Raw genomic sequence first — 6,611 nt, forward strand, 5'->3', positions numbered from 1 at the left:
CCGCGGCCCACTCGGTGGCGGTCTGGGCGTCGTCGAGGCCGGCCGGGAACGGGTCCTCGGGAGCCAGCCGGTAGTCGACGCTCAGCACGGCCACGTCGGCGTCGCGGCAGATGCGCCGGCACGTCTGGTCGTGGGTGTCGAGGTCGCCGACCACGAAGCCCCCGCCGTGGAGGTAGACCAGCGTGGGCCACGGGCCGTCGCCCTCGGGCCGGTAGAGCCGGGCGTCGCGCTCCCCCGCCCCGCCGGGCACCGTCAGGTCCTCGACCGAGCCGACCGGCACGACGTCATCGGGCTTGACCATGTCGACCGACATGGCGCGCATCCCCTGCCGCGCGAGCGCCGGCGTCCCCTGCTCCATCGGCGGGTAGCCCGCCGACGCGATGAAGTCGAGCATGTCCTGGAGCTGCGGGTCGAYGGGCATGGCGTCAACCTAGCCCGCACCCCGGTCAGCGCAGGAAGCGCCGCACCCCGGCGAGCAGCGCCGAGGCGTACGCCGCCCGCCCGCGCGCCGAGGTCATCCGCGCCGCGTCGCCGGGGTCGCGCATGTTGCCGAGCTCGACCATCACGGTCGGGACGTCGGAGAGGTTGAGGGTGGCGAGGTCGGAGCGGACGTCGAGCCCGTCGCCCCCGGCGATGTAGGTCGCCACCGGCACCCCGGAGCGCACCAGCCCGGTCCGCACGGAGCGGGCGAGCGCCATCGAGGGGCCGGCGATGTCGTCGGTCCACCCGGCCCGCGAGGTGGGGGCGATCACGTGGAAGCCGTGGGCCCCGGCGGCGTAGGACCCGTCGCCGTGGATGCTGATCTTGAGGTCGGCACCGATGCGGTTGCCGGCGCGTCCGCGGGCGTCGACGCACGGCCCCCAGCGGTCGGCGCGGTTGCTGGTGCGGGTCATCACCACGGTGGCGCCGAGGTCGGTCAGCCGCGCCCGGAGGCGACGCGAGACCTGCCAGGCGAAGGTCGCCTCGGGGTACCCGCCGTCGGTCGCGGTCCCCGTCGTGTTGCACGGCTTGGTGAAGCCGCCGGCCGGCACCGGCCGGTTGATCTCGGCGGGGAAGTTGGCGTTGCCGAGCTGGTGGCCGGGGTCGACGACGACGGTCGTCCCGGCCAGCGGGAGCAGCGCGGCGGCGACGGACAGGCCGACGGAGGCGAGCATCAGATGTTGTAGCCCTCGGGGTTCTGCGACTGCCAGCGCCAGGTGTCGGCGCACATCTCCTCGACCGACCGGGTGGTGCGCCAGCCGAGCTCACGGTTGGCCTTGGACGGGTCCGCGTACGACGACGCGACGTCGCCGGCGCGGCGCGGGACGATCTCGTAGGGCAGCTCGCGCCCGACGGCCTTCTCGAAGGCGTGCAGCAGCTCGAGGACGCTGGTGCCGTGGCCGGAGCCGAGGTTCCAGACGTTGACGGGCTCGGCGGTGGTGGTGAGCGCCTCGAGCGCGGCGACGTGGCCGGCGGCGAGGTCCTCGACGTGGATGTAGTCGCGCACCCCTGTGCCGTCGGGGGTGTCGTAGTCGTCACCGAAGACGCTCAGCTTGTCGCGGCGCCCGACCGCCACCTGGGCGAGGTAGGGCATCAGGTTGTTGGGCGTGTCGGACGGGTCCTCCCCGATGGTGCCGGAGGCGTGCGCGCCGACGGGGTTGAAGTAGCGCAGCAGGGCGATCCGCATCTGCGGCGCGGCCGTGGCCACGTCGGTGAGGATCTGCTCCTGCATGACCTTGGTCCAGCCGTAGGGGTTCGTCGCGAAGGTCGGGCGGTCCTCGGTCGMGGCGGCCTGGTCGGTGCCGTAGACGGTCGCGCTGGAGGAGAAGACGAGCTTGTCGACGTCGTACTTCTGCATGGCCCGGACGAGGGAGAACGTGGAGCCGAGGTTGTTCTCGTAGTAGTCGAGCGGCTTCTCGACGCTCTCACCGACCGCCTTGAAGCCGGCGAAGTGGATGACAGCGTCGAAGCCCTCGGCGGCGAAGAGGTGCTCGGTCTTGTCGTAGTCGCGCAGGTCGAACGAGTGCATCGCCAGGGCGGTGCCGGTCAGCGCCTCGAGGCGCCCCAGCACCATCGGCCGGGAGTTGCTGAAGTTGTCGACGATCACCACGTCGTGGCCGGCCTGGACGAGCTGGATGACGGTGTGCGAGCCGATGTAGCCGGTGCCGCCGCTGACGAGGATCTTCATGGCGCCACCCTACGAGAAGGCGACTCCCTGCCAGACTGTCCGCCGTGCCCACTGCCTTGATCACCGGGATCACCGGCCAGGACGGCCTCTACCTCGCCGAGCTGCTCCTCGCCAAGGGGTACGACGTCCACGGCGTCATCCGCGGGCAGAACAACCCCCGCCGCCAGCTGGTCGAGCGCCTCGTCCCCGACGTGCGCCTGCACAACGGCGACCTCACCGACATGTCCAGCCTGCTGCGCGCCCTGCACGACAGCGAGCCCGACGAGGTCTACAACCTCGGCGCGGTCAGCTTCGTGGCCTACTCGTGGGAGAACGCGTTCATCACCAGCGACGTCACCGCGATGGGGGTGCTGACCATCCTCGAGGCGGTGCGCCTGCACTCCGGCGACGACCCGTCGGCGGTGCGGTTCTACCAGGCGTCGAGCTCGGAGATGTTCGGCAAGGTGCAGGAGGTCCCGCAGACGGAGCGGACCCTGCTGTGGCCGCGGTCGCCGTACGGCGTGAGCAAGGTCTACGGCCACCACATGACGATCAACTACCGCGAGTCCTACGGCATGCACGCGAGCTCGGGGATCCTCTTCAACCACGAGTCGCCGCGGCGAGGCGAGGAGTTCGTGACCCGCAAGGTGAGCAGGGCCGTCGCCGCGATCAGCCTGGGCATGCAGGACGAGCTGGTGATGGGCAACCTGGAGGCCCGCCGCGACTGGGGCTTCGCCGGGGACTACGTCGAGGCGATGTGGCGGATGCTGCAGCAGCCGCAGGCCGACGACTACGTCATCGCCACGGGCACCACCCACTCCATCGAGGAGCTGGTGCAGGTCGCCTTCGCGCACGTCGGCATCGACGACTGGCGGCGGCACGTGCGCCAGGACCCGGCGTTCATGCGCCCGGCCGAGGTCGACGAGCTCATCGGGGATGCGTCCAAGGCGCGCGAGGTGCTCGGCTGGAAGCCGACCGTGGGCTTCGAGGAGCTGGTCGCCATGATGGTCGACGCCGACATCGCGGCGCTCGAGGCCGGCTGGTGACGGTCCGGTGACCCGCGCGTTCGTCACCGGGGTCGGTGGCCAGGACGGCAGCTACCTCGCCGAGCGCCTGGTCGCCGAGGGGGTCGAGGTGCACGCCCTGGTGCTGGAGTCCGAGGGCCGCCCCGCGCACTGCCCGACCGAGGCGGTCCTGCACGTCGGGGACGTCGCCGACGTCGACGCGACCCGGCGGCTGGTGCTCGACCTGGGCCCCGACGAGGTCTACAACCTCGCCGCGATCAGCTCGGTCGCCCAGTCGTGGCAGGAGCCCGACCTGGTCAGCCGGGTCAACGGCTCCGCGCCGGCCGCGCTGCTCGAGAGCGCCCGCCTGCTGCACGAGCGCGGCCACGACGTCCGCGTCGTCCAGGCCTCCAGCGCCGAGATCTTCGGCGAGCCCGACCGCACGCCGCAGGACGAGGACACCCGGATCCGACCCCTCAACCCGTACGGCGCCGCGAAGGCCTACGCACACCTCGCGGTCGGCGTCTCCCGCCGGCGTGGCATGCACGCGTCGAGCCTGGTGCTGTACAACCACGAGTCCCCGCGGCGGCCCGCCTCGTTCGTGACCCGCAAGATCACCGCCACCGTCGCCGCCATCGCCCGCGGCCGGGCCGACCGGCTGGTGCTCGGCAACCTCGACGCCCGCCGCGACTGGGGGTGGGCGCCCGACTACGTCGACGCGATGGTCCGCGCCGCCCGGGCCGAGGAGCCCGGCGACTACGTCATCGCCACCGGCGAGAGCCACAGCGTGAACGACTTCGTGGCCGCCGCCTTCGCCGAGGTCGGCATCGAGGACTGGCGACCGCTCGTCCACACGGATCCGGCGTACGTCCGTCCGGCCGACGCGACCGAGCTGGTCGGCGACCCCTCGCTGGCCCGCGCCTTGCTCGGTTGGTCGCCGTCCGTGGGGTTCACGGACGTGGTCGCGCGGATGGTCGCAGCGGACCTCGAGACCCCCACGGCCTGATCCGCGAGAGCGACGGCGTGAAACACCCGCCCCTCGGGGTGAGACCCACGCCTCACTACCGGACGGTAAACACACAGAACGGTTACGAAACGGGAGAGTTTGACCACAGAGCGACCGCAGATCCCCTGATTTGGCTCGGGACCCCCCGCATCACTGGGAGAGTAAAGGGTCGTTGGACGGTACAGGTCCAACATTCCCGGGACAGCCTGTGGGGGGCACCGCATGTCGATCATCAGCGAACGGTTGCGCACGAGCGTCACGACGACCTCGGACACGACGTCGGCCACCACCCCGGCCGCGCCGGCCGCAGCCCGCGAGGCCTCCCGCCGGGCCCGGGCCCGCATCCCCTTCGCGGCCCTCGTCGCCGACCTCGCCATGATGGTCGCCGCCGTCGCCGTCGGTGGCCTGCTGCGCGAGGTCCTCCCCATCTTCCCCCGCAACATCCAGGGGATCCCGGACGGCGGCGTCACCCTGGCCTTCATCGCCGGGACCATCGGCCTGTGGGTGCTCGTCATCTTCGCCCTCGGGGGCTACCGCGGGCGCCTCTTCGGCGCCGGCACCGACGAGTACAAGCTGGTCATCAACTCGACGCTGATCACCGCCGGGCTCGTGGGTATCGGCTGCTACCTGGCCCAGTACGAGTTCTCCCGCGGGTTGTACGTTTTCTCCTTCCTCACCGGCGTGCCCCTTCTCGTGATGGGGCGGTTCGTCCTGCGCGCCCTGATCAAGAGTGCCCGCCGTCGGGGGGTCCTTCTCCACCGCGTGGTGCTGGCCGGCCTGCCCTCCCACGTGGACGAGATCGCCGCCGTCCTGCGACGCGAGTCCTGGCTGGGCTACCGCGTCGTGGGCGCCCTGACTCCGCCGACCGACTTCCGCGAGGTCACCGCCTCCGGCATCAAGATCTGGGGCAACACCGACGACGTCGCCTGGGCTGCCGAGACCCTCAGCGCCGACACGGTCTTCCTGGTGGGTGGCGCCTTCACCTCCTCGTCGCAGACCCGACAGGCCGTGTGGGACCTGGAGGAGCACGACGTCCAGGTGGTCGTCGCGCCGAGCGTCACCGACGTATCCAGCGAGCGCGTGAGCATCCGTCCCGTGGGCGGAYTCCCCCTGATCCACCTCGACCCGCCCCGCTCCGCGGCCGCCGCGCGCTGGGGCAAACGCACCTTCGACCTGGTGGTCGCGGCCGGCCTGGTGCTGACCTTCTCCCCCGTCCTCGCGTTCGCGGCCTTCCGGGTGTGGGCCTTCGACCGCGGACCCGTCCTCTTCCGCCAGACCCGCATCGGCAAGGACGGCCAGGAGTTCTCCTGCCTCAAGCTGCGCACGATGRTCACCGACGCCGAGGCGCTCCTGCAGGACCTGCACGCGGAGATGGGGCACACGGAGGGGCTGTTCAAGATGGTGGACGACCCCCGCATCACCCGTCCCGGTCGCTGGTTGCGCCGCTTCTCGCTGGACGAGCTCCCGCAGCTGTTCAACGTCCTGCGCGGCGACATGAGCCTCATCGGCCCCCGCCCTCCGCTGCCGAGCGAGGTGGCGGCGTACGCCGACCACATGCACCGGCGGCTGCGCGTGCGTCCCGGGATGACCGGTTTGTGGCAGGTGTCGGGCCGCTCCAACCTGTCGTTCGACGAGGCGATCCGCCTGGACCTCTACTACGTGGACAACTGGTCGATGCTCCAGGACCTCACGATCCTGGGCCGCACCTTCGGCGCGGTCTTCGGCAGCAACGGCGCCTACTGACCTCCCGTGGCTACTGGCCCTCGCTCTGCTCCTGGAGCAGGTCGAGGAGGTAGGCGCCGTAGCCGCTCTTGACCAGCGGTTCGGCGCGCTGGCGCAGCTCGTCGTCGGACAGGAAGCCCATCCGCCAAGCGACCTCCTCGGGCGCGCCGATCTTGAAGCCCTGACGGCCTTCGATGGTGCGCACGAAGTTGCTGGCGTCGTTGAGCGAGTCGAAGGTGCCGGTGTCGAGCCACGCCGTGCCGCGGGGCAGCACCTCGACCTGGAGCTTCCCCTGCTCGAGGTAGATCCGGTTGAGGTCGGTGATCTCGAGCTCGCCACGCGCCGACGGCTTCAGGTCGGCGGCGTGGCCGACCACGTCGTTGTCGTAGAAGTAGAGACCGGGCACCGCGAAGTGGCTCTTGGGCTTCTCGGGCTTCTCCTCGAGCGACAGCGCTCGACCGGCCTCGTCGAACTCCACCACGCCGTACGCCGTGGGGTCGGCCACGTGGTAGCCGAAGACGGCAGCGCCGTCGAGGTGGTCGAAGCGCCGCAGCCGGGTGCCGAGCCCGGTGCCGTAGAAGATGTTGTCGCCGAGCACCAGGGCCGCACCCTCGTCGCCGATGTGGTCGGCGCCGATGATGAAGGCCTGGGCGAGACCGTCGGGGCTGGGCTGCACGGCGAAGGTGATGGAGATGCCGAACTGCGACCCGTCGCCCAGGAGCCGGTGGAAGCC

At 71.2% G+C, this 6,611-nt stretch carries 7 protein-coding genes; 3 read left to right on the forward strand and 4 right to left on the reverse strand.

From position 1 onward, the window contains the following. The 3 genes from ACXJKL_RS11160 to galE form a co-directional block, all read right to left on the reverse strand. On the reverse strand, positions 1 to 421 hold a 421-nt coding region (locus ACXJKL_RS11160; RefSeq protein ID WP_457207120.1), incomplete at its 3' end, for an alpha/beta hydrolase. A 25-nt stretch (positions 422 to 446) separates the two neighbouring features. Then, the gene (locus ACXJKL_RS11165; protein ID WP_457207121.1) at positions 447 to 1,154 is read right to left on the reverse strand and encodes an N-acetylmuramoyl-L-alanine amidase family protein; all 708 of its coding nucleotides are present in this window, start codon (positions 1,152 to 1,154) and stop codon (positions 447 to 449) included. Continuing rightward, positions 1,154 to 2,167 carry a UDP-glucose 4-epimerase GalE gene (gene galE / locus ACXJKL_RS11170; RefSeq protein WP_457207122.1) on the reverse strand — a complete coding sequence of 338 codons (1,014 nt, stop codon included), beginning with the start codon at positions 2,165 to 2,167 and terminating at the stop codon, positions 1,154 to 1,156. Before galE ends, ACXJKL_RS11165 begins: the two co-directional genes overlap by 1 nt. Positions 2,168 to 2,211: 44 nt before the next feature. Here galE and ACXJKL_RS11175 point away from each other — a divergent pair, with 44 nt between their 5' ends. The 3 genes from ACXJKL_RS11175 (at position 2,212) to ACXJKL_RS11185 (ending at position 5,899) form a co-directional block, all read left to right on the forward strand. Beyond that, complete coding sequence (locus ACXJKL_RS11175) at positions 2,212 to 3,192, forward strand: GDP-mannose 4,6-dehydratase (RefSeq protein ID WP_457207123.1); 981 nt, start codon at positions 2,212 to 2,214, stop codon at positions 3,190 to 3,192. A 7-nt stretch (positions 3,193 to 3,199) separates the two neighbouring features. Further along, entirely contained in the window at positions 3,200 to 4,156 is a 957-nt protein-coding gene (locus ACXJKL_RS11180) for a GDP-mannose 4,6-dehydratase (RefSeq protein ID WP_457207124.1), read from the forward strand. Between the two features lie 222 nt (positions 4,157 to 4,378). After that, entirely contained in the window at positions 4,379 to 5,899 is a 1,521-nt protein-coding gene (locus ACXJKL_RS11185; RefSeq protein ID WP_457207125.1) for a sugar transferase, read from the forward strand. 10 nt (positions 5,900 to 5,909) lie between these two features. Here ACXJKL_RS11185 and ACXJKL_RS11190 read toward each other — a convergent pair. After that, the coding region (locus ACXJKL_RS11190; RefSeq protein ID WP_457207126.1) for a sugar nucleotidyltransferase at positions 5,910 to 6,611 on the reverse strand (702 nt) is incomplete at its 5' end.

It is taken from the genome of Nocardioides sp. P5_C9_2 (genome assembly GCF_054049555.1).

Bases quoted from the DNA above. Each gene is read 5' to 3' on its own strand.
- ACXJKL_RS11165 (WP_457207121.1), bottom strand. From the start codon at position 1,154: ATGCTCGCCTCCGTCGGCCTGTCCGTCGCCGCCGCGCTGCTCCCGCTG.